The sequence below is a fragment of the Amycolatopsis sp. lyj-112 genome, assembly GCF_046549055.1.
GTDB lineage: Bacteria > Actinomycetota > Actinomycetes > Mycobacteriales > Pseudonocardiaceae > Amycolatopsis.
This window is the reverse complement of sequence record NZ_JAJPWS010000008.1, coordinates 270,708-295,732: the sequence shown is the minus strand read 5'-3', so window position 1 is coordinate 295,732 and position 25,025 is coordinate 270,708. Positions and strand designations below refer to the sequence as shown.

The 25,025-nt window shown below is 68.8% G+C and carries 20 protein-coding genes; 6 read left to right on the top strand and 14 right to left on the bottom strand.

Translation table 11 applies throughout. The features are described 5' to 3' along the window. Positions 1 to 27: 27 nt before the first annotated feature. Positions 28 to 720, bottom strand: a complete 693-nt coding sequence (locus ACLJRL_RS26320) for a creatininase family protein (RefSeq protein WP_410658949.1) — start codon at positions 718 to 720, stop codon at positions 28 to 30. A 17-nt stretch (positions 721 to 737) separates the two neighbouring features. Between ACLJRL_RS26320 and ACLJRL_RS26315 the strand changes: the two genes are divergently transcribed. The 4 genes from ACLJRL_RS26315 to ACLJRL_RS26300 all read left to right on the top strand — a co-directional run bounded on the left by ACLJRL_RS26315 (position 738) and on the right by ACLJRL_RS26300 (position 4,451). Further along, on the top strand, positions 738 to 1,526 hold the full coding sequence (locus ACLJRL_RS26315) for an inositol monophosphatase family protein (protein WP_410658948.1): 789 nt from the start codon (positions 738 to 740) through the stop codon (positions 1,524 to 1,526). Positions 1,527 to 1,623: 97 nt separating this feature from the next. Continuing rightward, positions 1,624 to 2,718 (top strand): glycosyltransferase family 4 protein, encoded by a 1,095-nt coding sequence (locus ACLJRL_RS26310; protein WP_410658947.1) that lies wholly within the window; start codon positions 1,624 to 1,626, stop codon positions 2,716 to 2,718. A gap of 54 nt (positions 2,719 to 2,772) precedes the next feature. Beyond that, on the top strand, positions 2,773 to 3,510 hold the full coding sequence (locus ACLJRL_RS26305; protein ID WP_410658946.1) for a Long-chain-fatty-acid--CoA ligase: 738 nt from the start codon (positions 2,773 to 2,775) through the stop codon (positions 3,508 to 3,510). A 59-nt stretch (positions 3,511 to 3,569) separates the two neighbouring features. Continuing rightward, complete coding sequence (locus tag ACLJRL_RS26300; RefSeq protein ID WP_410658945.1) at positions 3,570 to 4,451, top strand: NAD(P)-dependent oxidoreductase; 882 nt, start codon at positions 3,570 to 3,572, stop codon at positions 4,449 to 4,451. Here ACLJRL_RS26300 and ACLJRL_RS26295 read toward each other — a convergent pair. The 7 genes from ACLJRL_RS26295 to ACLJRL_RS26265 form a co-directional block, all read right to left on the bottom strand. After that, entirely contained in the window at positions 4,448 to 6,364 is a 1,917-nt protein-coding gene (locus tag ACLJRL_RS26295; RefSeq protein WP_410658944.1) for a GTP-binding protein, read from the bottom strand. The genes ACLJRL_RS26300 and ACLJRL_RS26295 overlap by 4 nt on opposite strands. Before the next feature lie 212 nt (positions 6,365 to 6,576). Then, a complete protein-coding gene (locus tag ACLJRL_RS26290) occupies positions 6,577 to 8,019 on the bottom strand; it encodes a glycoside hydrolase family 3 protein (RefSeq protein WP_410658943.1) in 1,443 nt (480 codons plus the stop codon). Between the two features lie 3 nt (positions 8,020 to 8,022). Next, positions 8,023 to 8,853, bottom strand: a complete 831-nt coding sequence (locus tag ACLJRL_RS26285; protein WP_410658942.1) for a carbohydrate ABC transporter permease — start codon at positions 8,851 to 8,853, stop codon at positions 8,023 to 8,025. Next, positions 8,850 to 9,836, bottom strand: coding sequence for a carbohydrate ABC transporter permease (locus ACLJRL_RS26280; RefSeq protein ID WP_410658941.1), 987 nt, complete (start codon positions 9,834 to 9,836; stop codon positions 8,850 to 8,852). The genes ACLJRL_RS26285 and ACLJRL_RS26280 overlap by 4 nt, the downstream gene beginning before the upstream one ends. Beyond that, on the bottom strand, positions 9,833 to 11,125 hold the full coding sequence (locus ACLJRL_RS26275; RefSeq protein WP_410658940.1) for an extracellular solute-binding protein: 1,293 nt from the start codon (positions 11,123 to 11,125) through the stop codon (positions 9,833 to 9,835). Before ACLJRL_RS26275 ends, ACLJRL_RS26280 begins: the two co-directional genes overlap by 4 nt. 557 nt (positions 11,126 to 11,682) lie before the next feature. Continuing rightward, positions 11,683 to 12,309 (bottom strand): TetR/AcrR family transcriptional regulator, encoded by a 627-nt coding sequence (locus tag ACLJRL_RS26270; protein WP_410658939.1) that lies wholly within the window; start codon positions 12,307 to 12,309, stop codon positions 11,683 to 11,685. Between the two features lie 126 nt (positions 12,310 to 12,435). Next, positions 12,436 to 16,293, bottom strand: a complete 3,858-nt coding sequence (locus tag ACLJRL_RS26265; RefSeq protein WP_410658938.1) for a type I polyketide synthase — start codon at positions 16,291 to 16,293, stop codon at positions 12,436 to 12,438. Between the two features lie 392 nt (positions 16,294 to 16,685). Here ACLJRL_RS26265 and ACLJRL_RS26260 point away from each other — a divergent pair, with 392 nt between their 5' ends. Next, positions 16,686 to 17,582 (top strand): AfsR/SARP family transcriptional regulator, encoded by an 897-nt coding sequence (locus tag ACLJRL_RS26260; protein ID WP_410658937.1) that lies wholly within the window; start codon positions 16,686 to 16,688, stop codon positions 17,580 to 17,582. A 199-nt stretch (positions 17,583 to 17,781) separates the two neighbouring features. Here the strand turns inward: ACLJRL_RS26260 and ACLJRL_RS26255 are convergent, their stop codons facing one another. The 6 genes from ACLJRL_RS26255 to ACLJRL_RS26230 all read right to left on the bottom strand — a co-directional run bounded on the left by ACLJRL_RS26255 (position 17,782) and on the right by ACLJRL_RS26230 (position 24,256). Next, positions 17,782 to 18,705 (bottom strand): transketolase family protein, encoded by a 924-nt coding sequence (locus ACLJRL_RS26255; RefSeq protein ID WP_410658936.1) that lies wholly within the window; start codon positions 18,703 to 18,705, stop codon positions 17,782 to 17,784. A 3-nt stretch (positions 18,706 to 18,708) separates the two neighbouring features. Further along, positions 18,709 to 19,428, bottom strand: a complete 720-nt coding sequence (locus ACLJRL_RS26250) for a transketolase (protein WP_410658935.1) — start codon at positions 19,426 to 19,428, stop codon at positions 18,709 to 18,711. A gap of 34 nt (positions 19,429 to 19,462) precedes the next feature. Further along, a complete protein-coding gene (locus tag ACLJRL_RS26245) occupies positions 19,463 to 20,446 on the bottom strand; it encodes an AfsA-related hotdog domain-containing protein (RefSeq protein WP_410658934.1) in 984 nt (327 codons plus the stop codon). A 409-nt stretch (positions 20,447 to 20,855) separates the two neighbouring features. Beyond that, positions 20,856 to 21,275, bottom strand: a complete 420-nt coding sequence (locus tag ACLJRL_RS26240; protein ID WP_410658933.1) for a DoxX family protein — start codon at positions 21,273 to 21,275, stop codon at positions 20,856 to 20,858. A 45-nt stretch (positions 21,276 to 21,320) separates the two neighbouring features. After that, positions 21,321 to 23,372: a hypothetical protein gene (locus ACLJRL_RS26235; RefSeq protein ID WP_410658932.1), complete on the bottom strand. Its 2,052-nt coding sequence runs from the start codon at positions 23,370 to 23,372 to the stop codon at positions 21,321 to 21,323. An 89-nt stretch (positions 23,373 to 23,461) separates the two neighbouring features. Next, positions 23,462 to 24,256, bottom strand: coding sequence for a thioesterase family protein (locus ACLJRL_RS26230; protein WP_410658931.1), 795 nt, complete (start codon positions 24,254 to 24,256; stop codon positions 23,462 to 23,464). Between the two features lie 58 nt (positions 24,257 to 24,314). On the opposite strand from ACLJRL_RS26230, the gene ACLJRL_RS26225 reads away from it, so the two are divergent. Next, entirely contained in the window at positions 24,315 to 25,004 is a 690-nt protein-coding gene (locus ACLJRL_RS26225) for a TetR/AcrR family transcriptional regulator (RefSeq protein WP_410658930.1), read from the top strand. The last annotated feature ends 21 nt before the right edge of the window (positions 25,005 to 25,025 follow it).

Below are 25,025 nucleotides of genomic sequence, written 5' to 3'. Positions count from 1 at the left end.
GGCCCGTTCATAGCATCGGGCAGGGGCTCAAAAGGCGGCGAGAGTGTCCTCGAAACTCGCCACGAGGGACTCGAGCACCAGCCGTCCCTTCTCCGCCGTAGCGAGCGAAGGACGTCCTACGACCCCGGATTCCGAGTACGGCCGCAGACCCACGGTCAGCAGATGCCGCCGGTCGTCGGCCAGGTGATCCGCGTCCGCGAAACCGGGCCGCACCAGATCGGGGTGCGCGTGCAGCAGGATCGACGTCTCCAGTTCCCCGGCGTGCATGTCGCTGTCCAGCGACGTCTCCAAACCGGCCGCCGAGTGCGCGGCCTGCCAGCCTTCGACGCCGGGGAACAGGGCCATCGGCGACGCCGACTCCTGGACCACATTGGACAGGACGTAGTTGCCGCCGTGCGCGTTCACCAGCACCAGCTTCGAGATACCGGAGCGACGCAGCGAAGCGGCGACGTCGTTCACCACGGCGTACAGCGTCGCGGCGGAAATGCTCACCGTCCCCGGCCAGTCGGCGTGTTCGTGGGAGCACGCGATCGTGATCGGCGGGAGGCGCAGCACCGGATACGCGTCGGCGAGGGCGCCGGCGATCGTCGTCGCGATCACGGCGTCGGTGGCGAGCGGGAGGTACGCGCCGTGCTGCTCGAAACTGCCCACAGGCAGCACCGCGACGTCGGCGCTCCGGGCGCGCTCGTCGGCCGTCGTGGCCGTCGGGAACAGGTTCACCGGGCTACGGTACCCACATGAGCGACCACGCCGCATTGTTGTCCGTCGCCCGCGAAGCCGTGGCGAGGGCGACCGGGATCATCCGCACGATGACGTCGTTTTCCGTTGCCGCCAAAGGTGATCGCGACATGGTGACCGACGTCGACCTCGCCGTCGAGGACGCCGTCCGCGAATTCCTGGCGCGCGAGACCCCGGAGATCGGGATCCTCGGCGAGGAGCGCGGGCACGAAGGCGACAAGGACCTGTGGTGGGCGCTCGACCCGGTCGACGGCACGGCCAACTTCGCCCGCGGCATCCCGTTGTGCGGTGTCTCGCTGGGACTGGTCGACGGTATGAAGAGCACCGTCGCGGCGATCACGCTGCCGTTCCTCGACATCACCTACACCGCTGTCGAGGGCCAGGGCGCCTACGCGGGCGAAGAACGTCTCGAGGCCTCGAAGGCGACCAAGCTTTCCGACGCGATCGTCTCGATCGGCGACTTCGCGGTGGGCGAGGGCGCGGAGGTCAAGAACCGTGTCCGGATGGCGCTGCTGGCCGAACTCGGCGGCCGCGTGCAGCGGGTCCGGTTCCTCGGATCCGCCGCGATCGACCTGGCCTGGGTCGCGCACGGCAAACTCGACGCGAGCATCATCCTGGCCAACAAACCGTGGGACACGATGGCCGGTGTCCTGCTGGTCCGCGAGGCCGGGGGAGCGGTCGTCGACACCGACGGCGCCGAGCACACGGTGAGCTCCGCGGCCACCATCGCGGTCGGCGCGGGGCTGCGCGAAGAGATCGTCGCGGCGATCGCTCGGGTAAACGGTTGAAACTTTCTTGCCGCCAAGTGTGAACCGTGCGGGCGCCATATCCGTGTCCCCTAGTAAGGCGCCCCGCTGGTTCGTCGTCCGCACCTGGAGGTTATCCGTGTTCACCTCACCTGTTCGCGGCACCGAGCCGGTCGTCTTCGTCCTTCCAGGTGACCCGGAGGAGCAGAGCGGCGAGTACGACCGCCGCATGTGCCAGAACCTCCCGGCGACCGGCCTCCCGCTGCTGGAACTGCCGATCGCCGGCGAATGGCCGATGCCGGGCCCGCTGACCCGGTCGCGGCTGGCCCGTTCGCTCACCGCGCTTCCCGACGACACCGTCGTCCTGATCGACGGCACGGTCGCCTGTGGCGTGCCGGAGATCGTCGTCCCGCACGCGCGACGGCTGAGATTGGCCGTTCTCGTGCACCAGGCCCTCGCCGACGACCCCGCGCTCGACCCGGCGCAGGCCGCCGAACTCGACGCCTGCGAACGGGAGACCCTGCGGCTGGCCGGAATGGTCGTCGCCACCGGTCCGTGGCTCGCGCGGCAGCTGATCGACAGGCACGACCTCGACCCGACGCGCGTCTACGTCGCGACGCCGGGCACCGACGCGGCGCCGCTCGCCGCCGGCGCGGACGGCGTCTCCCGCCTGCTCTGTCTCGCCCCGATGACCCCGCGCAACGGCCAGGACGTGCTCATCCAGGCGTTGTCCTCGATCGACGAACTGGCGTTCAAATGCGTCTTCGCCGGCGCCATGCACCACGATCCCGCCTACGTCGACGAACTGCGCTGGTCGGTCGAACGGCTCGGGCTCGGCTCCCGGATCAGCCTCATCCAGCCGCCGGACGACCTCGACCTGGTCTACGACGGCGCGGATCTGCTCGTCCTCCCGTCCCGGGGTGGCACCTCCGGGCTGGTGGTCGCCGAGGCGCTGGCGCGCGGGATCCCCGTGGTGGCGACCGAAACCGCCGGAACGCACGACGCGCTCGGCGAGGCGCCCGGCGGTGGGGTGCCCGGCATCCTCGTGCCGCCGAGCAACCCGTCGGCACTCGCGACGGCGTTGCTGCGGTGGTCGCTCGACGCCGAACTCCGGCATTCGCTGCGGACCTCCGCGCTCGGGCGGAGCAGCGTCCTGGAGGAGTGGCACGTCGCCGCGGGCAGGCTCACCGACGTCCTTTCCCGTCTGCAGGCCACCCCGCGTCAGTTGGCTTGATCATCGCCCGGAAGCAGCTATCGGGCCGATCTCGGCCTCGGTTGACTGAGCGGCATGCGAATCGTCGATCTTGCGTCCCGTCCCGATCTCCTCGATCGGGCCCTGAATCTCGGTGACGTCGGCGGTGAGTTCATCTATCGCGGGTTCAGCGGGAAGATGATCACCCCGGAGCGTTTCCTGCGGCACTGGTCCCGGTACTTCCTGATCGCGCTCGACGATGACGGCGTGCCGATCGCGCGGGCGCTGTCGGTCCCGCTGACCTTTCCCGCCGAAGACCGCCCGGAACTGCCGGAACACGGTTGGGACGAGGCGATCCAGTGGGCCGCGCAGGACCTCATGGACGGCCGCGCGCCGGACACGTTGTGCGCAGTCGAGGTCGTCGTGGCACCTCATCTGCGCGGCACGGGGCTGTCCTCGCCGATGTTGAAGGCGCTCAAGGCGCGCGCCGTCGAGACCGGCCTGAAGCGGCTGATCGCCCCGGTGCGGCCGATCGGCAAGGAGGACGAGCCGGACGTCGGCATGGCCGAGTACGCCGTCCGCCGTGGCGAGGACGGCCTGTTCGCCGACCGCTGGCTGCGCACCCACGAACGGCTCGGCGCGCGGATGATCAAGGTCTGCCCGTTCGCCGTGACGATCTCGGGCTCCGTCGAGGACTGGCGGAGGTGGACCGGGGTCAAACTCGCCGACGGCGACAACGTGATCCCCGGCGGGATCGCGCCGGTCACCGCGAACGTGGAGCGGGACTGCGGGGTGTACGTGGAGGCGAACGTCTGGATGGAACACCCGTTCTGAGCGAGCCAGGGACCGGCTTTCGGGTGTCCGGAGGGGCATTCATGGCGGACAGTGGAGCCATGAGCATTTCCCGAGTGGGTTTCGCCGGTCTGGGCAGCATGGGTACTCCGATGGCGGTGAATCTCGCGCGCGCCGGTATCCCGCTGCTCGTGTGGAATCGCACGCCCGGACGGACTTCGGCGCCGGTGGCCGCGGGGGCCGAAGCCGTGCCGGGCGCGGCGGAGCTGTTCGAGCGGTGCGACGTCGTGATCCTGATGCTGGCCGACGCCGCCGCGGTCGACGCGGTGCTCGACCGTGGACGGCCCGGGTTCGCCGGCCGGGTGACCGGCCGCACGATCGTCCACATGGGAACGACGGCACCGGGGCACTCCCGGGGGCTGGAAGCGGAAATCCTCGCCGCAGGGGGAAAATACGTCGAGGCGCCGGTCTCCGGGTCGAGGATTCCGGCCGAGGCGGGCGAACTGGTCGCCATGCTCGCCGGGAGCCCGGACCCGGTCGACGAGGTTCGCGCGCTGCTCGCGCCGCTGTGCCGGGAAGTCGTGGACTGCGGCCCGGTGCCCCACGGGCTCCTGATGAAGCTGGCGGTCAACGTCCAGCTGACCGCGGTCGTGACCGGGCTCGCCGAGACCGTCCACTTCGCCCGGGCGCACGGGCTCGACCTCGGCCAGCTCTCCGACGTCCTCGGCGCGGGGCAGCTGGCCAGCCCGGTCCTGCGGGTCAAGGCACCCAAGCTGGTCGCGGAGGATTTCGCGCCGCAGGCGTCGATCGCCAACGTCCTGGCGAACGTCGAACTGATCGCCAGGACGGCCACGGAGGCGGGCCTCACCTTGCCGCTTCTGGCCGCCGCGCAGGCCCTGTACGCCGAGACCGCGAGGCTCGGTCTCGGCGACGCCGACATGGTCGCCGTCGTCAGGGCGCTGGAAGCTCGCCGCCCCGGCTAGCGACGCAGGACGCGTCGCAGATATTCCTTGCGGTCCAACGGGTCGTGGTCGGTCCGCGATCGGGCGGGCACCGCGCCGCGGACCTCCCGGTAACTGTGGAAGGCCGTCTCCATGACGCCTTCCCCTCGGGTCGCCGACGGCAGAAGCCGGTGCACCCCATGCGTTTTCGCCGCCGGGATCTCCCCTTCGAGTTCGGCCGTCGCGCCGTGGGTGAGCGTCGTCTTCGGCACGGCGCGCGCCTGCGCCAGCAACGCGGTGACCGGGCCGAGCGTGTCGGCCGGGGCCTGGAGGGTGAACCGGTGCATCGGTTCGTGCACCGTGGTCCCGGCCTCCCGCAAGGCCGCCATCAGCACCAGCGGCGTCAGGTCGCGGAAGTCGCCAGCGGTACTGGACATGCTCTTGTCGAATGTTCCGTGCGAGTGGCTCTGCCTGGCCCAATACCCGGACCGCGTCATCGTGACCACGCAGTCGAGCACCTCCCAGCCGTGGACGCCCTCCCGCAGTGTCTCCTTCACCGTGTCTTCCACGGCTTTGACGAAGGAGTACGGCATCGAGCCGAGTTCGACCTCCAGTACGAAGGTGATCCCGCTCCCCGGCGGCCCGGGCTCCACGCGCAGCCCGACCGTGGCGAGAAAGGGATTCGGCGGTTTGTCGATGATTTCGGTGGCGGACCCGGTGCCCGCCACCCGCTCGACGCAGATCGTGGTCGTCTCGCTGAACGTGACGTCGACGCCGTACTCGTCCACCAGCGTCGCCTGGATGACCTCCTTCTGCACTTCGCCGTACAGCGAAACGGAAGTCTCCTGGCGGATCTCGTCGTGCCGCAGGCCGATCAGCGGATCCTGTTCGGCCAGCTGGGAAAGCGCCTGATGCAGCGCACCCCGATCGGCCGTGTGGACCGGGGAGACGACGGTTTCCAGTGTCGGCGGGGAGAACAGCCGCTCGATCTCGTGGCCGGACGGCGTGCCGAGCGGGTCGCCGATCCGGACGTCGAGACCCCAGAGCTTCGCGATCCTTCCCGCTCGGACCACGCTGCCGGGTACGGCCGCGCCGGTGTCGAAGACGCTGATCGCGGTGACCTTGCCTTCGGCGTCGCCGAGCGGGACCTTGTCGCGCACGGAGATACTGCCGGAGAACAGGCGCGCGTAGGCGATCTTCTCACCGCTCGGCCCGCGTTCGACCTTGAACACCGTGCCGGAGACCGGCCCGTCGGCGTCACTTTCCTTGGCGGGCAACAGGTTCTCGATGCCCTCGCGGAGCGCGTCGATACCCGCGCCGGTGATCGCCGAGCCGAAGTAGACCGGATACGCGCGGGCACCGGCCACCTGGGTGGCGAGTTCGGTGTGGAGGCGATCGGACGTGATCGCGTCCGGATCGGTGAGGTACTCGGTCAGGAAGTCTTCGTCGCTCGCCAGCAGATCGGCCGCCCGCTCGGAAGACCAGGTGTCCATTGCGAGGATCGAGGGCGTGAGTTTCTTCGATATCTCCCGGAAAACGCGGTCCGGGTCGGCGCCGCGACGGTCGATCTTGTTCACGAACAGCAGCGTCGGAATGCGTAGCCGTCGCAGGGTCCGCATCAGGACGCGGGTCTGGGCCTGGACGCCTTCGACCGCCGACAGCACCAGGACGGCACCGTCGAGCACACCGAGCACGCGTTCGACCTCGGCGATGAAATCGGGGTGGCCGGGGGTATCGATCAGGTTGACGGTGACGTCGCCGACGGCGAACGACACCACGGCCGCCTTGATGGTGATCCCGCGGGCGCGTTCCAGCGCCAGCGTGTCGGTCTGCGTGCTGCCGTCGTCGACGCTGCCCAGCTCGCCGATGATCCCGGCCGTGTGCAACAGCCGTTCGGTCAGGCTCGTCTTCCCGGCGTCAACATGCGCCAGAATCCCCAGATTGAGGGTCTTCACGAGAGGTCTTGTCCTTGAGGTAGGCGGAAATTACCTGGTGGAAGGACGTGGACACTCGCAAGACGATCATCTCCTAGACCGGAAACGTTGCCCGCCGACTACAACAGGCACCCGCCGGTCTCGCAACCCAATTACCCCCGAACGCAATTCGTCCTCTAGTTGCGGTACATGCACGTGCAAGTACCGCAACTAGAGGACGACTTGCGCGGACGTCAGGCCAAGTACTCCGCGGCGGCGCGGAGGCTGACGTAGGACCCGCTGAACGTGTCGATCCGCGGCCCGTCACCAACGGGACCGGGCACGCCGGTCTCGACGCGGATGAAGTCCACAGTGGACTCCTGCAGCCAGCTCAGGAACTCCCGGACCTCGGCGTGCCGGTGCGCTTCCCGGGTCACCACGACGATGTTGCGCGCGCCGTGCACGGCATCGATCGCGGTCGCGATCCCGTCCACGGTGACCTTGACCGCGCGCGTGCCGGGCACGAGTTCGGTCAGATGCGAACCGAGCCCCCACGGCATCGGCCCGGCCGCGATATTCGGCTCGGTCTCGATGTCGATGACCAGCGGCGGGCCGTCCAGCTTCGGCGAACCCTGGATCCGCAACGCCTTGCGCGCCGCCTCCAGGCCGAGCCGGTGGTCCACCGGGGAGATCTCCGTCGCCACCGGGGCGGTGCCGATGGCCGCGACCCGGTCGGCCGCTTCGGCCAGCCGTTCCAGCGGCAGTTCGCCCGCCTGGACCGCGGCCGCGATGACCGCCGCGATCCGGGTGAGGTCGTCCTCCTCGAACGACACCCCGCCCAGGCACAGCGCGTCGGCGCCGGCGATCAGCGCCCGCACCGCAGCCCGGCCGACCCCGTCGGTGTTGCCGAGTTCACCGGCGATCGCACCCATGTCGAGCGCGTCGGTGACCACCGCGCCGGTGAAGCCGAGTTCGCCGCGCAGGACGCCGGTCAGCGCCTTCGGGTTGAGCGTCGCGGGAAGTTCGCCCCACGCCGGCACCACGAGGTGCCCGGTCATGATCGCGCGGACCCCGGCCTGGATCGCCGCCTTGAACGGGACGAGCTCGATCTCGTGCATTCCGGCGTCGTCCCGGGGGAGGACCGGCAGCGCGTGGTGCGAATCGGCGCCCGCCGCGCCATGTCCGGGGAAGTGCTTGGCGGAGGCGGCGACGCCGTACTTCTGCAGACCGGTGATGAACGCCGCGACATGCGGCGCCGCCTTCACCGGATCCGAACCGAACGACCGGACGCCGATCGCCGGATCGTCCGGGGACAGCGTCAGGTCCGCGCTCGGGGCGAAGTCGATCGTCACCCCGCACGCTGCCAGCCGTTCCCCGAGCGCCGCGGCGACCGACGCCGTGAGTTCGACGTCGTCCGCCGCGCCGAGCGCGAGCGGCCCGGGGACGAACGAGCCCTTGGCGACGTCGAGCCGCGTGACGTCACCGCCCTCCTCGTCGATGCCGATGAGCACGTCGGGCCGTTCCGCCCGCAGCTGCGCGCTCAGCGCGGCCACCTGCTCGTCGTTCACGACGTTGCGGCCGAACAGGATCGCGCCGCCGAGGCCGTCCGCCACCTTGCGGCGCAGCCAATCCGGTGCGGTGGTGCCGTCGAAGCCCGATACCAGAACGGATCCAGCGAGCTTTTCCGGTGAAGACAAGGATTATCCCTTCACTGCGCCTGCGGTCAGGTTGGACACGAGTTTGCGCTGAACGAGGATGAAGAACACCAGCGCGGGGACGGCGTAAATGACCGACGCCGCCATGATGCCGCCCCAGTCAACGGAAAACGCCGTGCGGAACGACGAAAGCCACACCGGCAGCGTCTGCTTGTTCTGGTCGCGCATGAACACGAACGCGAACAGGAACTCGTTCCACGCGGTGATGAAGCTGAACACCGACGTGGTCACCAGCCCCGGTGCGAGCAGCGGCAGGGTCACCCGGCGGAACGCGCCCGCCCGGCTGCAACCGTCGATCATCGCGGCCTCTTCGAGGTCGTACGGGATGCCGTTGACGAAGCCGTAGAGCATCCAGCACGTGAAGGGCAGCGTCGCCGCGAAGTACACCAGCAGCAGCGAAGGCAGCTGGTTGAGCAGCCCGGCGTCCCGCATCAGCAGGTACATCGGGATCAGCAGTGCCTCGAACGGTGCGAGCTGCGCGACCAGCACCAGCATCAGGAAACCCTTGCGTCCGCGGAAGCGCATGCGGGACAAGGCGACCGCGGCCAGCACGCCCGCGACGAGCGAGCACAGCACCGCGCCGATCGTGACGATCAGGCTGTTGGCGAGATAGGTGGTGAACCCGGGCTTCGTCAGCGCCGTGACGAAGTTGTCGAACGTCACCGAGAGCGGGATCAGGTCGTAGTTCGGGGACAGGACCTCACCTGGCGTCTTCAGCGCGGAGGTCACCATCCAGTACGTCGGGAAGACGAACAGGAGGGCCACGATCACGCCGAACGTGCCGAGGCCGATCCGCTGGGTCAGGGACTTCTTCATGACAGGTCGGCCTCCTTCGTGCGCACCAGCAGCTGGACGTACCGGGCGGTGAGCAGGATCAGCACGAGCATCATCAGCAGGGCGGCCGTCGCGGCCAGGCCGAAGTGGTTGCCCGCGAGGCCCTTGAGGTACATGTAGACCGGCAGCGTCGTGCTGGCGCCGTCCGGCCCGCCCTGGCGGATCGCCCACACCTGGGCGAACAACTTGAAGTCCCACAGAACCGACAGGAACGTGACCATGGTCAGGATCGGCCGGATCGCCGGCCAGCTGACCGCCCAGAACGCCTGCCAGGCACTGGCGCCGTCGATGCCCGCGGCCTCGTACTGCTCCTTCGGGACGCCGAGGAGCCCGGCGTAGAGCGTGAACGCCACGAACGGCACGGCCTGCCAGACGACCAGCAGGCCGATCACGGTCAGCGTGCTCGGCCCGGTGGAGAACCAGGAATACCCGATGAACCCGTCGAAGCCGAGTTTCGCGAGCGTCTTGTTCAGGATCCCGTACTGCTGATCGAAGATCCACTGGAAGACCGTGGTCGTCGCGAGCACCGGGGTCGCCCACGCGAGGATCAGCGCGACCTGCAGGATCACCCGGACCACCGGGTTGAGATGCCGCATCAGGAGCGCCATGAACAGCGCGAGCAGCAGGGTGGTGAGCACGACCGTGGCCGTGAACACCAGCGTCCGGATCGTGATCTCCCAGAATTCGGAGTCGGAAAGGATTTCGGAGAAGTTCTCGAAACCGATCCAGACCATCTCTCCGGAGACCAGCTCACGGAGGTCGAGCTTGCGGAAACTGATGCCGATCAACTGGAGCGTCGGCCAGCCGAGCAGGACCAGGATCGCGATCAACGCGGGAAGGATCAGCAGATACGGCGCGGTGCGTTCGCCGAGACGCAGGCGCCGGTTGGACTTCGGGGGCTTGATGCGCGGCGACGCCGGCGGGGTGGCCCCCGCCGGCATCGTCACATCTTTGGTCGTGGTCATCCGCCGATGAGCTTGTCGAGCGCTGCGTTGGCGTCGGCGGTCGCCTGGTCGAGCGATTTGGTTCCGGTCAGGTAAGCGGTCAGCATGTCCTTGATCGGGTTCTGACCGGACTCGACGTCACCCCACTTGGGGCTGGTCGGGACGGCGCGGCCGTTCTTGGACGCCTCGGCCATGACCTTGGTCAGCGGGTTGGCGTCGAGCGCGGACACGTCGGTCGAGGTACCGGGGACGTAACCGGCCTTGGCCAGCTCGGTCTGGTACTTCGGCGTGGAGAACACCTTGACGTAGTCCTTGGCCGCGGCCGCGTTCTTGCTGTTGGCCGGGATGACCAGGTTGGACCCGCCGAGGAAGACCGGGGCCGCCTGGCCCGCGTTCTTGCTCGGGATCGGGAACGCGCCGGACTTCTCCTTGATCGACGGGTCGGTCTTGGCCGCGGTGTCGACCTCGCCCGGAACGCCGATCATCATCGCGACCTTGCCCGCACCGTAGATACCGGCCTGCTGCGGGGTGGCCTCGTCGGCGTCCTTCGGCGCCTTGGTGCCCGAAGCCTCGGTGAGCTGCTTGTAGAAGTCGAGGCCCGCCTTGGCCTGCGCGGAGTCCAGGGTCGCCTTGAAGGACTTCCCGTTGGCCTGCGCGATGTCGCCGCCCTCGTCCCAGATGAACGACAGCAGCTCGTACCAGTTCTGGCCGGGCTGGTAGAGGGCCTGGAATTCGGGGTCACTGCCGAACTTGGCCTTGAGCTTGGTGATCGCGTCGAGCCACTCCGCGCGGGACTTCGGCGTCGCGGTGACGCCTGCCTGCTCGAACATGTCCTTGCGGTAGATGACCTCACGGTTGGCCGCGTAGAACGGCACGCCGTAGGTCTTGCCGTCGAATTCGCCGGAAGCCTTGAGGCCCTGGAGCCACTGGGCGCCGTTGAAGTCGCCGACACTCGAGGTGAGGTCGGCGAGCACGCCCTGGTTCGCGAACGCGGGGGTCTGGGTGTTGCCCAGCTCGATCACGTCCGGCGGGTTGTCACTGGCCAGCGCGGTGGTCAGCTTCTGCTGGATGCCGTTCCACTGCTGGATCTCGTACTTGACCTTGACGCCGGGGTGAGCGTCTTCGAATTCCTTGTGGAGCGAGTTCGTCAGCGATTCCGGTGCGGTGCCGGTCATCAGCCAGACCGTGAGCGTGCCGTTCGAGGCCGGAGCGCTCGAATTCGTGCTGTCGCCACTGCCGGAACCGGCGCAGCCCGCCGTCGCGAGGGTGATGGCCGCGGCGCCCGCAGTCATCTTGAGCCAGCGCTTCACTCGTGCCGTCCTTTCGATGCCCGACCGACCGGCCGGACTCCTACAAAATGGTGTAGACCAATGCGGGCAGCGTGGTACGTACCACTCCGACTGTCAAGCGGGTGGCCGAGTCGTTGTAAACGAGCCGCAATCTTTCACCATGTGTGAGCGCGTGATCACGCTGAAGGGGGCATTTCCCGGACCCGGTCAGGTTGTCGCGAGGCGCGCTGACATGCGGTTTCTCCTTGACTGTCCCGATAGTCGGGGCGTCGCGAAGGAAGGCGCTGGGCCGTTCGGCGGAAGGCGGACACGCGGTCGGGGGAGCGGCGACGGAGGGGCGCGCGCAGGGTGGGTCGTGAGTGATTCGGGTCGTTAGAACGACCCAAATCACTCACGACAACCCGTACTCTGCGCTGTTCGGGTGATCATCACCGAAAACACCGGTAATGCGTCCCGTCAGTCCGATTAGGCATGATATTTTCACGGTGTTGCAGATTTCGTGAGACAACCCGGGGAAAGGGTATGACGAATAACGCTCACGGCCCTCACGTGAGCGTTATGGTCGGAGCCGTCCTGGGTCAGGCGGCCACGGTGGTGCGCGGAAGAACGCCTTCCAGGATCAGGTGCAGCACCAGGATGAGTTCGGCCGCCAGTGGTGCCGGCGGGTGCTCGAAATGGGTCCAGCGGTAGAGAGTGCCCAGGTAGGAGTCTCGTAGCAGGTTGCCGACCCGGTGTGAATCGACGGTCGCGGCCACCTCGCCGCGTTCGATGCCGGTCTCGATGATCCGCGCGAAGATGTCGGCCGCGTAGGGCTCTTCCAGCAACGGACGGCCGGCCTTGACCCAGGCGAGAAGCATCGTCCTCGTCTGCGTCCACGCGCTGTCGTTCATTTTCCCGAGCGCGGTCATACAGTTTTCCAGCTCGGCGACGAAACTCGTGTCCGGCCGGGTCGAAATGATCTCTTCGGTGAGGTATTGACGTCGTTTCTCGCCCCACATGGAAACGAGATCTTCCTTACGGCGGAAATGGTTGAAGAAGGTCCCGCGCGCGACGTCGGCGCGTTCGGCGATGTCCTCGATGGTGGTGGCCTCGTAGCCACGGTCGGTGAACAACTCCAGTGCGCTGTCGTAGAGCCGTTGTTTCGCCAGCCGCTTGTGTCGCTCGCGGCGCCCGAGCGGAGCCTCCCTGGCTGAATCTGTAGTCACGACACTTCCCCTCAACTCTCACGTTCGATTCGTTGAACTATAGTACAACTTTGACCTGTAGTGAAGCGACTTGAGGAGGGTGAGCGGGGTGCCCCGCTCACCCGTCCTGGTCACCGTTTTCCCTGGTCAGGCAACGCCGATGGCGGCGTCCGCCGAGCTGAGCCGGGTGAGGATGTGCTCCGCGCTCCCGGGCTCCAGCAGGTGGGCGGCACTCAGCTGGACACCGGTCGACTCGGTCAGCAGCCGCCGTAGCTGTGTCGCCATGATCGAGTCGAGCCCCATGTCACGCAGCGATTTGTGCAGATCCACCCGCGCCGGGATCGTGCCGAGCACGGTCGCGACATGCCGGGTGAAGGTGACCCGGACGTCCGCGCCGTCGATGCGCTGCACCGGTTCCGGCTGGGCGACGACGTCCAGTTTCTCGATCCGGTTCTCGTCCGGCCTGACGCCTTCGACCGGCAGCCGGGTCAGGCTGATGCCTTGGATCGAGGCCACCATCTGCCCGGATTGACTCAGCACCAGCACGTCGGCCTGCGCCGGCCGCGCCGTGCCGCCGGGGCTGAACCAGACGATGCTCCAGAACTCGCCTGGCGGGACCTGCCGGATCGCCACCTCCTCGATCGCGGTGACGGCGTAGGACCAGCGGCCCCCGTCCGTGCCGGTGGCAGGCCAGGCCGCGATCAGTCCGCGCATCGCCGTTTCGAGCAACGCGAACCGGCTCGTCGACGACGGCCGCACGAGCGCGACCGCGGTGCCTTCCCGCCGCCACGCCTGCAGTACCCCCGAGCCGGCCGGGAACCGGAACCCGCGCGCGGCCGCAACCCGGTCGAACTCGGTCTTGGTGAGGAACTTGTCGCACCGCGAAAGGGCGGCGTCCAGTTGTTTACCGCCGCCCTCGGCCATCGGGTGCGAGGCCGCCGCGAACCCGCGCAGTTCCCCGGTCACCCGGCCGACGGAACCGTCGGACGCCGCGGTGAGACTGAAGCGGCGTTCGAGCGCCGCCGCGGTTTCCTCCAGCCGTACTTCGAGCCGGACGTCGTGGCTGTCGCAGTAGACGAGGTCGCCGCTGAGCCGGACGTCGTGCAGGGCCCAGAGATCGTCCGGTTCGGACGGGACCAGATGCGGGAAGGAGACGTCGCCGGTTTCGTCGGCCACCGCCCGGAGCGCCGCGTCGAGGTACGCGGCTGCCGGAACCGGCGTCGTGCCGTTGAGCGAGGTTTCGCGGCAGCCGTCCAGGGTGCCCAGTTCGGCGAGGCTGATCACGGTGGTGTGCCCGGTCTCGGTCCGCGGGCCGGGCGGGACCGGCAGCGTCGTGGCCGTCCAGAAGTCTTCGTTGTCCCACTGGTAGACGGGCAGCGGGAGGTGGGGGCGCGCGCCACCGTAGTAGCGGTTCCAGTCGATCTTGCCGCCCGCGGCGAAGAACTTGCCCAACGCCTTCACGAGTGCGACGTCTTCCGGGATGTGCCGGGTCTGCGCGGCGATCGCGGCGGAGCTCGGGCTGCCTTCGAGGCAGTCCTGGAGCGCGCCGAGCAGTACCGGATGCGGGCTCAGTTCGACCAGCACGCACGGCGTTTCGGCGACCAGGCCGGTGACCGACGAGGACAGCCGGACCGGGGAGCGCAGGTTCGCGGCCCAGTAGGCACCGGTGAGTTCGCCGTCGCCGATCTCCCGGCCGTGCACGGTGGACAGCATGGTGACCGACTCCGGACGGGCGTTCGGGTCCAGGTCGGCGAGCAGGCCGCGAAGGTCCGCGAGCAGGCCGTCCATCAGCGGGGAGTGCGAGGCGACGTCGACCTTGATCTCGCGGCAGTGAATCCCGGCCGCCTTGATCCGCGTGGCGACGCGGCCGATCGCGGCGGTCTCGCCGGAGAGCACGGTGGACCGCGGCGAGTTCTCGGCGGCGAGGCAGACCGCGCTCTCCTCGCCGAGGAACTCGGTGGCCTCTTCGACGGTGAGTTCGGTGGCGAGCATGGCGCCGCTGCCGGAGACCTTCGCCATCAGCCTGCTGCGGCGGCAGATCACCGCGGCGGAATCGCGCAGGGAAAGCGCTCCGGAGACGTAGGCCGCGGCGGCCTCGCCCATGCTGTGGCCGAGGCAGAGGTCCGGCTCGACTCCGCACGAGCGCCACAGTTCAGCGAGTGAGACCTCGAAGGCCCACAACACCGGTTGGACGTCCTGGACTGCCGTGACACCTTCCTGCCCGTCGTCGTGCAGCCGGTCGAGCACCGACCAGCCGAGTTCGTCGCGGACGACGGCGTCGCAGCGGAGCATGGCCTCCCGGAACACCGGCGAGATTTCGAGCAGCCGCCGTCCCATCCCGTTCCACTGGCCGCCTTGGCCGGGGAAGACGAACGCGGTCTTGGCGGTCTCTCCCGCCCGCTGCCAGGCGCCGCCCGCCGCCGGCAGTCCTTCGGCGAGCGACCGGAGTTCGCCCGCCATCTCTTCGTGGGTGCTGCCGGTGACCCAGAGCCGGTAGGGGAGCGCGTCGCGGCCGGTCGCGGCGGCGTGGCAGATCCTGCCCAGCGCGTGGCCCTCGCCGGCGCCACCGGGCGAGAGGTAGCCGGCGTAGGCGGCGGCCAGCCCGCGCAGCGACGTCTCCGAGCGCGCGGACAGCACGAGCACGTGCGGCCCGCCCGGGTGGAGGTTCTCGTCCTGCCGATCAGGTGGCCTGCTGTCCTGATCGCTGACGATCACGTGGGCGTTGGTGCCGGAGATGCCGAACGAGGAGACGCCGAGCAGGGCGTGTTCGCCGCGTGGCTCCAGATCGCGGTTCTCGGTGGCGAGGGCGAGCAGCGGGGTCTTCGTGCGGACCGCTTCCGGCTCGGTCACGTGGAGGGTGGCGGGCAGGAAGCCGTGCTCGGCGATGAGTACCGCCTTGGTCAGCCCGGTGATCCCGGCGGAGGCCTCGGTGTGCCCGACATTGGACTTGACCGAGCCCACGTACAGCGGCGCGTCCGGCGTCCGGCGGTCGTCCAGAACGTCCGACAGAGCCTCGAGTTCGACGGCGTCCCCGGCCTGGGTCCCGCTTCCGTGCGCTTCGACGTAGTCCAGTTCCGACGGGTGCACGCCCGCGCTGCGGCAGGCCGACCGGATCACCGACCGCTGGCCGCTGGTGGCCGGTTTGAGCAGCAGGCCGTTGCCGAGGCCGTCGTTGTTGACCGCGCTGCCGCGGATCGACGCGCGGATGCGGTCGCCGTCGGCCTTCGCGTCCCCGGTGCGCTTGAGGATCATGGCGACGATGCCCTCGCCGCGGACGAATCCGTCGGCGGACGGGTCGCCGAACTTGCAGCGTCCGTCGGGCGAAAGCATGTCGCCCTGGGAGTAGGAGATCGCGTCCGCCGGGCTCAGCACGAGGTTCGCGCCCGCGACGATGGCGATGTCGGTCTCACCGGTCAGCAGGCTTTGCCTGCCCAAGTGGACCGCGACCAGCGACGAGGAGCACGCCGTGTCGAGGACGAGGCTGGGGCCGCGGAGATCGAAGGCGTGCGAAACGCGGCCGGCGGTGACGGCCCGCAAGGCGCTCCCGGTGACTCCGAGGACGTCGCTGCCGGACTGGGTTCCGGTGACGGTGGCGTAGTCGCCCGTCGCCTGGCCCACGAACACGCCGGCGTCGGAACCGGCGAGCGAGGACGGCGGGATGCCCGCGTCTTCGAGGGCTTCCCAGACGACCTGCAGCAGCAGCCGCTGCTGGGGGTCCATCACCTTCGCCTCACGCGGGGAAATACGGAAGAAACCCGCGTCGAAACCGCGGACGTCGTCCAGGAAACCGCCGAAGCGGGAGAGCGTTTTCCCGGGCGTCGAGGGCTCCGGGGAATAGAACGAGGAAATGTCGAAACGGTCCGGTGGAACTTCACCGACGGTGGTGGAGTTGCCCGTCAGAACCTGCCAGAACTCGTCGATGTTCCGAGCACCGGGAAGCCGGCATGCCATACCTACGACGCCGATTGATTCGGGATCGGCGGAAATACGCGAAAGACCGGACATTTAATCCCCCAAGATCATTTGTCCAAACCGGTGCGCCGGTGCCTCGGCACCTCAGCGCCTACGATCCAAAGTTATACTCCAAGTCAACTTTGACCTTGCTTTTCTGGCGAACCATTCACGTTTTGTATCGGTGTCCAGTGTCGTCTCGAGGGCCGCTATGCGTAGTCGGGTGTAGGCCAAATGGCGTAGGCATATCAGACATAAGGTCCTACTGCCGGGCAAACTGTGATCCGTGTCACTCTGAAGTATGACTTGAGTACAACTTTGTTCCCTGGTACATTTGGTCAGGTGACCGCCAGAGGTCCGGTCCCGACCTACGCAAATCGGGCGCCTGGTGGCCGGTCTCGCGGCAGGTGGCCGCGGGTCGAGGACACGCTTTGGGGGTACTCGCCATGACCATGACTGCACCCGCGGACCGGCGGGCAAGACTGCGTTCCGCCGCACGTGATCCGGAATCCTGGGAGGCGATGGTCACCGTTCTCGGGCCATTGCAGATCGAAGTCGGCGGCGTTTCCATCGTGCCGCCCGCGATGAAGGCGAAGCAGCTGCTCGCCCTGCTGTTGCTGAACCAGGGGCGCATTGTTCAGTCGCGCACCATTGAACGGGAATTATGGGAAGAGCCGCCGCGAAATTCGGCGAACGCGATCCAGAACTGCGTGATGCAGATCAGGAAGAAGCTCGCCGTCGCGCTGGGGGAGGCGGGCGGGGGCCCGGTGTCGAAGCGCCTGCTGAGCACGGAGTCGTTGGGGTACAAGCTGAATCTCGTCACCGATCGGTCGGATCTGCGGACGCACCGGCAGCTGGTGGCGGAGGCGTCGGCGGCCGAGGCGACGGGGGATCTGGAGCAGGCCTCGGAGCTGCTGAAGGATGCCTTGGACCTGTGGCGCGGGGCGCCGCTGGCTGACGTGTTCCCCGGGCCGGTGCTCTACGGCGAGATCACGCGCCTGAACGAGGAGAACAAGTCCGTCCTGATGCGCCGGGTCGTGCTGGAACTGCGGCTGCGGCGGTACGCGGGGCTGATCGGTGATCTGCGGGCCCTGATCCCGATGGACGAGTACGACGAGTCCCTGCACGCCTGCCTGATGCTGGCCCTGCATATGACGGGGCGGCGGAACGCGGCGCTGGCGGTGTACCGGAACCTGCGCCAGGGATTGTCGGAGAACCTCGGCCTGGAGCCGTCACGGACACTGCAGGATCTGCACCGCAAGATCATGGTCGACTCCTCGACCGACCCGGTCCGGCTGGCCGACATCCCGTGGCTCACCGGTGCCGGTCTCGATGTCGCGTGAGGGCAGGGAATCTGGAACGGCCGCTTCGCAAGTAGGTGCCGGATGGCGGTGGTCACGTCGGGGGACCACCGCCATCCGGCACCTACTTGCGCCTCAGCGGTGACTTTTCGCCCTGGCACACGAAGAAAGCCGGCACCGGGTCGTGACCCGGTGCCGGCTTTTCGGCTCGGCGGTCCCCCCGGACCGCCGCCCCTTCCCTTCAACCCCCGATGAAGGCGGTTATGCGGGACCGCAGTCCCGTCACGTCGAGCCCGTAGGCCGCGGCGTGCTCCTCCGGCGTGCCGTAACGCCGTACTTCCCTTGCCGCCACACCGAGACACAGCAACCGGTGTGGGACGTCGGCGAGCGTCTGGCTCACCTCCGCGGCCGAAGTCCCCGTCAGATAAGGCTCGACGAGCACCACGTCCGGGACCGACAGCGTCGCCAGAAGCGTTTCCCGGTCGAACGGCCGGATCCGCGGCGCGTAGAGCACGGTCACGTCCAGATCTCCCACCGCCGCCAGGACGGTATCGGCGATCGGCCCGACCGCGACCACGGTGCCGCCCGCCCCCAGCCGCAGCGCCACGAATCCGTCCTCGCCGGTCCAATAAGGACGGGAGTTCGTCTGCGTGGAAAGGCGGATGTACTCGAGGTCCAAACCGCGAGACGCCTCGCGAAGCATGATTTCGGCCTCGTCGGCGTGGCCCGGCACGCTGATCCGCCAGCCGGGAAGCGTGGCCATCAGCGCGACGTCGGCGGGCGAGCTCAGCGCCCGTCCGTCGGCGTCGAGATCGAAGGAGGCGCCGGCACTGACCAGCACCGCCCCGACGTCCTGCAGGTTCAGCCCGATCCTGATCCGGCCGAACGGTCGTTCCGCGAGCGAACCCGCGGAGGTGTGCGCGACGGGACGCAGGCCCGCGAGCGCGAGCCCTCCCGCCACGTCGATCAGAAGTTGTTCGCGGGCACCGACGTTGAAGAACCGGGGGTGCTCGCGGGCGGTTTCGGACAGACGGTCCCAGCTGAAGTCCGCGAACACCGCGGCGATCCTCGGGTCCTCGGCGACGAGGTCGGTGATCACCGCGGTGAAACGCTCCCGCATCGCGTCGCTGTCGGCGAACCGCCGTTCACAGGTCGATGCCATCATCCCTCAGCTCCGAGAAGTCGCCTGCCTGCTCCGGACCCGGGCCACGACGGCGTGGGGCCGGTTGTCCGGCGCGCCGGCGAAAGCCAGTTCCAGCTTGTCGTGGTCGTGCCCGTCGACCTGCTGCACCGACCAGCCCTCGGAGGCGAACCGGCGCTGCAGTTCCGCGGCCCGCGCGGCACTGCCGGACTCGTCCACGACGACGGCGTTCAGCCGGTTCAGCTCGGCGTGGCCGGCGAAGGAAAGGGCTTCCTGGTTGGCACCCTCGTCGATCTCGCCGTCACCGATCATCACCCACAACCGCGGCTCGGTGAGCCCGCGGGCGCGCAGGCCCAGTGCGGTCCCGACGGCGAGCGGGAGGCCGTGCCCGCGGGTGCTGCTGGCCTCGACGCCCGGGACCAGCACACGATCCGGGTGCAGGCCGAGCGGGCTGTCGTAGTCGCCGTACCCGGTCAGCAGCCGCGGCTCGATGAAGCCCGCCGCCGCCAGCACCGCGTAGTAGGCCTTGGGATCGTTGCCCTTGGACAGGAAGAACCGGTCGCGTTCGTCGTCGTCGACCCGCTGCGGGCTCACCTGCAGGACGCGGTCGTAGAGCACCCACAGCACGTCCAGCGCCGGCGCCGGTTCGGCGTCGGAGTGCCCGTTCATCAGGCTCATCAACCCGGTCAGGTCGTGGTAGTCGTACTGGATCACGGCCCGCGCCGGCCGCAGCAGTTCGATCGTCATCACTGCCTCGCATTCCTTGATGTCCGCGGGTGAATCAGGCCGGCAGTCCGCCGGTGTAGAACGCTTCGGCGACGGTCTCGCCCGCCTGCTCGAAGGTGACCTGGAAGCTCGAGTCGGTGCGGCCCTCGTCGGGCCGGTCCGCGACGAGCAGCAGCGGGGTGTCGAGTTCCGCGTGCCCCGCGAAGGAGGCGTCGATCCCGGTGAGCGACCAGTTCGCGGGCGGAACGTCGTTGAAGGCGCTCGCCGCGAGCACCGCCAGCTGACGGCCGGCCTCGACCAGCGCCAGTTCGGGCACGTGGTCGGTGACCTGGCCGAACGGGCCGGGGCCCGCCGGGATGTACAGCCCGGCCCACAGCTTGTCCGGGCCCAGCTGCGGATCGACCAGCACGACGTTCTCCGGCTTGGACCGCGCGACCCGGCCCGGCTTGACCGTGACCGGCCCGTGCGGGGTCAGTTGGTCCGAGTCGATCGGGCCGTCGTGGCTGCGCCGCATCGCCCGGTAGACGTCGTCGGGGACGTACTTCACGCGCATGCCGACGTCGGCGAGGTGCAGTCCGGCGACGAAGACCTGCATGCGGTAGGTCTGCGCGCGCAGCGAGTCCGAACGCCGGACGGCGTCGCGGGTGTGCACCGACATGATCACCTCGGTGGGCCCGATCGAGAGGCCCGACGTGAGCAGCGGATACGCCTCCAGCGACCAGGACTGCAGCAGCGAACGCGTGTCGGGCGTGACCCCGAACTGCGTCTGCGCGGCGTGCGTCTCGGCCTGGCGGCAGCATTCGAGCAGCAGCAGCGGGTCGATCAGCGACGGTCCGGTGTGGTCGGTGAAGTAGGGATGCGACGCCGGCGGGCGTGCGGTGGTGACGAAACGCGAGTCGTCGACCTGGGTCGTGTCGACCAGGAACGGCTCCGGCTCGTCACGCTGCTGCTCGGCGTCCACGGGCTTGGTGGCCACGTCCACGGCAGGAGGTCCGCTCACCGTCCTGCTGACACCCATCATCTCGGTCAATCTGATCACCGGGCCTTCCGTGCTGAACGGTGGAGCTGGAATGGAATCCATGCTGGCGGTCGCGGCTGCATTTCCGCTAATTTCCCGGTTCACCCCCGTTGGTCCGGCACGAGGTTGCCGTGAAGTGGCAAATGAGCGGCGGTGATCATGGTGCTGACCTGGGGAGACGTCTGCGACGACGAATTCTCGGATTTCTTTCGCCGTTTCTTGGGGAATTGTTTCCGGCGATTTATGGGGCGCCGCCAAGCTACTTGACGGTCACTAAAAGAATGGTTTCCGGCAGTTGTTTCGGGCATTCTTCAGGGCTCTGACCTGCGGGTTTGCCTGAGGAGGCCGTGATCCAAGTATTGACGGCGGCCTAAACTGCGACCGTCGGATAAACTGCTACTCGACTATAAACTTGGACCGCAGTTCAATTTCAGTAGTCGTCATCTTCGGGCCGCGGTTCGATCCCGAAGAGCGTCTTGGTCTGGTCCTGCAGGAACCACGCCAGCGTCGCGGACAAGATCAGCAGGATCAGCGGCAGGACCGGGCCGCCGTTTTCGAGGATGAACATCTCCGTGATGCTCGCGCCCACCATGACCCCGGCCAGCAGCAGTGCCGCCGGTCCGCCGAAGCGGGGGATGAGCAGGCTGATCGCGCCGGCGACCTCGAGGACACCGGTGACGTACCGGAGCCATTGCCCCAGGCCGATCACGGCGAACGTCTGCTCGGTATGGCCGCCCGCGAACAGGAGGTAGCCGCTGTAGAGGAACTCGGCGGCGAGCGCGACACGCACGATCCACAGCGCGATCGTGCCGATGGGGACGCTTCGGATACCGCTGGCTCCCTCGGACATGGCGGGAATCTTTCACTGGGCAGGGGTACGTGGCAAGGGCGCGCTTCAGGTCTCGCCGAGCAGGATCTGTTCCAGCAGCAGGTCGACGTCGCGGGCGGAGTCGGGCTCGCCGATCCGGTGGAACGCCTCGGCGGCCCGGAGCGCGCGCCGCGCCGCCTCCCGTATCCGGCCCGCCGCGCTGAGCACGTGCGCGGCGACGTGGTCGTGCTGGGCGAGGAGGTGTTCCCGGGCGGACGCGGCCTCGCTGTCGACGGCGTGCACCGCGGTTTCCGCGGCGTCGAGCGCGTCCAGCGCCGCGTCCAGGTCACCGGACCGCAGCCGGGAAAGCGTCGCGGCGTTACGGCAGGTGGCGGCCACGTAGCCGCCGCCGATCGCCAGCGCCGCGTCGGCGGCACGCGCGTAGAAGTCGGCGGCGTTCGCGCCGTAGCCGAGCAGGTCCAGCTGTTCGGCGGCCGCCATGCTCACCGAGATGTAGGAGTGCCCGGTGTCGCCGGACTCCTCCAGGATCTCGGCCAGGACGGAGTATTCGTTGAAGGCGCGGGAGGATTCGCCGAGTGTGCGGTAGGCGTCGGCGTACATCCACCGGCACCGGTAGACCCAGTCCGGCAGGCCGGCGAGCAGGTCGATGGTGTGGGGCGCGACGTCGAGCACCTCGTCGTAGCGGCCGGCCCCGTGCAGCGCGGTGACGAGGACGTACCAGTGTTCCGCGGTGTCCTTGCCCCTCGACTCGGCGATGCCGAGCGAGACGTAGGCGTCGTCGACGGCGTCGGAGAACCGGCCCGTGCCGATCAGGGACACCGCCCGGAGCTGGCGCAGATGTCCGCGTAACCGCTCCGGTCCCTTCGCGGGCAGCGTGGAAAGGAGATGCTCCACGAAGTCGTCGAGTTCTTCGAGTGAACCTGCGCGCTCGTAAGCGATCCGCGCCTGTTCGACGGCTTCGACGGCCTTCTCGCCGACGTTCCCGACGATGAAGGCGTCCGTCGCCTCCCGCGCGAGTCGGAGGGTGGGCCACGGATCTTCGCCGTCGCCGTTCCGCAGCGACGCCTCCAGGCACAGGAGGGTCCCGAGCAGCAACGGATCGCCCGCCGCCCGCGCGCGCTCGGCCCCGCGCCCCAAGGCCTCGTACGCCTCGGGAGTGCGGCCCTGTCCGGAAAGGACATGCGCCAGCCAGTGTTCGCCCCAGGCCGCGGCGTGATCGTCGGTTCCGGCGCGCAGCCGGGCCGCGGCCACCGTCGTCAGCGCGACCCCGGTTTCGGCCTGGTCGTCGAAGACCAGCCAGAGTCCGAGCCAGCATTGGTTGAGCAGGAAGCGGGTTTCGTCCTCCTGACGCCGGAACCCGGTGGCCGCCCGGCGCAGCCGTTCCTCGGTGTCCTCGCCCTGGAAGAAGATCGCACGGAGTTCGGCCAGCCGCGGGGCGAGCTCGTCCGGGACGTCGTCGATCGCGGCGAGACAGGCCCGCGCCTCCTCCGGCTCGCACCGGTGGTTGTGGATCTCGGCGCGGACGACGAGTTCCTCCGCGGTCAGGTCCGGCGGCGGCAGGATCGGCACCCGGGCGAGCGCGGAAGGCAGGAGCGGCACGAAGTCGGTGACCGGTTTCGCGGCCATCTTCCGTTCGGCGTGGTCGGTGAAGGAGGTGGTCGTGTCGCGGTGGTCGAGTTCCTCGGCCTCCGCGAACGCCGCCGCCCGCATCCGCCGGTGCAGCAGCCGCAAGGAGAGCCCGTCGAAGGGGCCGGGGAGGACGAACCGGATCTCGCCGTACCCGGTTTCGGTCAGCCTGCCGGTCAGGAGGGCGGCCGCGGCGAAGAACTCCAGCCGCTCGTCGGCGTCCGCGTGCTCGCCGACACCGTCCAAAAGCGACAGAAGATCGAATCCGGTGTGTTCGTTGCCGGTGAGCGCGCAGAACTCCAGCCGCAAGGCGTGATCGCCGTAGCGGTGTGCGGCACCGGTCGAGGCCCGGCTCACCCAGCGGTAGGTCGACGCCGCCTCGGCGTGCTTACCGGCCGCGGCCAGCGGCAGCAGGGTCCGGCAGAGCCGGGTGATCTCGGCCCCGTCCCCGTCCGAGCCGCCGGCGGTCGCGCGGCGTGATTCCACTTCCATGGTTCTGCCCCCAGAACATGACGTCGACGCCGGATCCTAACTCCCGGCGTCGTCATCTGGGCCCGGTTTCCGGGCAGACCGTGAGGTATTCAGGGCACTCGTACGGCGGCGATCTGCGTGGCCTGCCCGATGAGCCGGTTCTTCTCGTCCCAGATCTCGGCCACTTCGTCCATCCGGTCGCCGCCGATCTCGCCCGCGCGCATCCGCACCCGCACCGGGCCGGGCGCGGGGAGCCCGCGCAGGTACGCGGTGAACTGGACGGTCGGCGCCCAGCCGGCGATGCCGAGGTCGTAGGAGATCGGCGGTACCGGGTCGAGCGCCACGAGCAGGCTCACCGGATCCCAGTCGGACCCGTCGGCGAGCCGCAGCCAGGACGAGATGACGCCTTTCCGGGACGGCTGTCCCACCGCGAAGCCGGCCGCGGCCGGGTCGATCCGCTGCTCGACGACGTCCATCAGGCCGATGCGGAAGCCGCCGCCCTCGGCTGGGACGGGCAGGCAGTCCTGCTCCGGCGGGATCTCGACCGGCGACACCCCGGACCACCACGCGTCGCCGTCCTCCAGCGTGCCCTGGGTGATCAGGGCTTCGGTGCAGGGTTTGCCGTGCTGGCTCAGCCGGGCGCGCAGCTGGGTGAGGCCGCGGCCTTCGCGCAGCACCTCGACCTCGACCACGGCGGGGCCGGGATCGGGCGCCACCGAGAACGAACCGCTGATCGCGGTGAGGTGAGGATGCGCCGACACCTCGGCGGCGGCCTTGGCGAGCACGGCGAGCAGATAGCCGCCGTGCAGCTTCGCGCCGATCGTCCACTGAGGATCGAGTTCGGTGTCGAAGACGGTGCCGGAACCCCGTCGGACCAGGGCGGTCGCGGTCTGGAAGTGCGCCATGAGCCGAGTTGACACCGTCAAGTTGACGCTGTCAAGTGAATGCTGGCAGCATCACGGCATGGGCGCGAAGCGAACGAAAGCCCGGCCGGGTGAAGGAGAGAAGCTGCGGGACGAGATCCTGCGCGCCGCCGAAGCGCTGCTCGGTGAGACGGGGACCGACCAGGCGCTGACCTTGCGTGCCGTCGCCCAGCGCACCGGCGTTTCCACTCCTTCGGTGTACCTGCACTTCCCGAACCGCGAGGCGTTGCTGGAGGCCGTCTGCCTGCGGGTGTGGGACGAACTCGCGCACCGGATGCGGGATCGCGCGGGCGAAGTCGACGACCCGATGCGGTCGCTCAGCCGCTGCGCTCGGGTCTACGCGCGGTTCGCGCTGGACCATCCGGTGCAGTACCGCGTACTCCTGATGCGCCCGTCCGGTGGATCGTCGCCGGGCGCGGTCGCCTGTTTCCGCCATCTCGCCGACGCGACCGCGGCCTGCGTCCGAGCCGGGACGCTGCGCGGCGAACCGGAAATCCTCGCGATGGGCCTGTGGTCGGCCATGCACGGCTGCGTGAGCCTGCTGATCGCCCAGCCCGGTTTCGACTGGCCGGAGCAGCCGGAAGCGCTGATCGACACCGTCATCCGGATGGCCGGGCTCGGCACCGCGCTCGCCTCCCGCGTTCCTCGCGACGCGATCCCGCCTAGTGCCGAACTGGCCGCCGGGCTGGATGAACTCGCCGGAAAGTGGACAGCGTCACGGAAAGCGTGACGTGTGGTGGCATCGGTCGCC

Excerpts from the sequence above, each read along its gene's own strand:
- ACLJRL_RS26255 (WP_410658936.1), bottom strand. The coding sequence starts at position 18,705 with ATGATGGCATCGACCTGTGAACGGCGGTTCGCCGACAGCGACGCGATG.
- ACLJRL_RS26265 (WP_410658938.1), bottom strand. The coding sequence starts at position 16,293 with ATGTCCGGTCTTTCGCGTATTTCCGCCGATCCCGAATCAATCGGCGTC.
- ACLJRL_RS26260 (WP_410658937.1), top strand. The coding sequence starts at position 16,686 with ATGACCATGACTGCACCCGCGGACCGGCGGGCAAGACTGCGTTCCGCC.
- ACLJRL_RS26305 (WP_410658946.1), top strand. The coding sequence starts at position 2,773 with ATGCGAATCGTCGATCTTGCGTCCCGTCCCGATCTCCTCGATCGGGCC.
- ACLJRL_RS26280 (WP_410658941.1), bottom strand. The coding sequence starts at position 9,836 with ATGACCACGACCAAAGATGTGACGATGCCGGCGGGGGCCACCCCGCCG.
- ACLJRL_RS26300 (WP_410658945.1), top strand. The coding sequence starts at position 3,570 with ATGAGCATTTCCCGAGTGGGTTTCGCCGGTCTGGGCAGCATGGGTACT.
- ACLJRL_RS26225 (WP_410658930.1), top strand. The coding sequence starts at position 24,315 with ATGGGCGCGAAGCGAACGAAAGCCCGGCCGGGTGAAGGAGAGAAGCTG.
- ACLJRL_RS26285 (WP_410658942.1), bottom strand. The coding sequence starts at position 8,853 with ATGAAGAAGTCCCTGACCCAGCGGATCGGCCTCGGCACGTTCGGCGTG.
- ACLJRL_RS26240 (WP_410658933.1), bottom strand. The coding sequence starts at position 21,275 with ATGTCCGAGGGAGCCAGCGGTATCCGAAGCGTCCCCATCGGCACGATC.
- ACLJRL_RS26230 (WP_410658931.1), bottom strand. The coding sequence starts at position 24,256 with ATGGCGCACTTCCAGACCGCGACCGCCCTGGTCCGACGGGGTTCCGGC.
- ACLJRL_RS26235 (WP_410658932.1), bottom strand. The coding sequence starts at position 23,372 with ATGGAAGTGGAATCACGCCGCGCGACCGCCGGCGGCTCGGACGGGGAC.
- ACLJRL_RS26250 (WP_410658935.1), bottom strand. The coding sequence starts at position 19,428 with ATGACGATCGAACTGCTGCGGCCGGCGCGGGCCGTGATCCAGTACGAC.
- ACLJRL_RS26315 (WP_410658948.1), top strand. The coding sequence starts at position 738 with ATGAGCGACCACGCCGCATTGTTGTCCGTCGCCCGCGAAGCCGTGGCG.